The following is a 1256-nucleotide window of genomic DNA, read 5'->3' on the forward strand; positions in this document are numbered from 1 at the left end:
CCCGCATATTCCGCGGTTTCGCCCAGTGTTTCTTCGATGCGGATCAGTTGGTTATACTTGGCCAACCGGTCCGAGCGCGACAGTGAGCCGGTTTTGATCTGGCCACAGTTTGTCGCCACGGCGAGGTCCGCAATGGTAGCATCCTCGGTCTCGCCCGAGCGGTGCGACATCACGTTGGTATAACGCGCGCGGTGGGCCATATCGACCGCCTTGAGCGTCTCGGTCAGCGACCCGATCTGGTTCACTTTGACCAACATCGAGTTCGCAACACCCTGCGCAATCCCGTCCGCCAGACGCGTCGGATTGGTCACAAACAGGTCGTCCCCGACCAGCTGTACCTTGTCGCCGATCAGATCGGTGAGCATCTTCCAGCCCTCCCAATCATCCTCGTCCATGCCGTCTTCGATCGAAATAATCGGGTAATCGGCGCACAAATCCGCCAGATATTGCGCATTCTCCGCGGAAGAGAGCGATTTTCCTTCGCCCTTCATCTCGTATTTACCGTTCTCGTAATATTCTGACGAGGCACAATCCAGAGCGAGGTAAATATCTGATCCCAAAGCATAACCGGCCTTTTCAACAGCCGTTTTGATGAAATCAAGCGCGACCCGTGTGCTTTCCAGTGCGGGGGCAAAGCCGCCCTCGTCGCCGATTCCGGTGTTATACCCCGCTGAGGAGAGCTCTTTCTTCAGCGTGTGGAACACTTCGGCGCCCATGCGGATGGCTTCACGAATATTGCTGGCAGAAACCGGCATGATCATGAATTCCTGAATGTCGATCGGGTTGTCGGCATGTTCGCCACCGTTGATGATGTTCATCATCGGCACCGGCAACACGCGCGCCGAGGTGCCGCCGACATAGCGGAACAGGGGCTGTGCGGTGAAATCAGCGGCGGCCTTGGCAGCGGCCAGGCTGACGCCGAGAATGGCATTTGCGCCCAAACGGCCCTTGTTCGGGGTGCCGTCCAGTTCGATCATGGTGGTGTCGATGGCAACCTGCTCGGTCACATCCATGCCCACCAGCGCCTCGGCGATCTCGCCGTTGACGGCGGCCACCGCCTCGAGCACACCTTTGCCCAGATAACGGCCCTTGTCGCCATCGCGCTTTTCCACTGCTTCATGCGCCCCGGTCGAGGCCCCAGACGGCACCGCCGCCCGGCCCAACGTGCCATCTTCGAGGATCACGTCCACCTCAACCGTCGGGTTCCCCCGGCTGTCCAAAATCTCACGCGCGTGAATGTCGATGATTGTGCTCAT

At 59.2% G+C, this 1256-nt stretch carries 1 protein-coding gene; it reads right to left on the reverse strand.

Annotated elements, in window-relative coordinates; all coding sequences use genetic code 11:
• The coding region (gene eno, locus CLV88_RS22800; RefSeq protein WP_106610704.1) for a phosphopyruvate hydratase at positions 1–1256 on the reverse strand (1256 nt) is incomplete at its 3' end.

The sequence above is a fragment of the Shimia abyssi genome (assembly GCF_003014475.1).
Lineage (GTDB): Bacteria > Pseudomonadota > Alphaproteobacteria > Rhodobacterales > Rhodobacteraceae > Shimia > Shimia abyssi.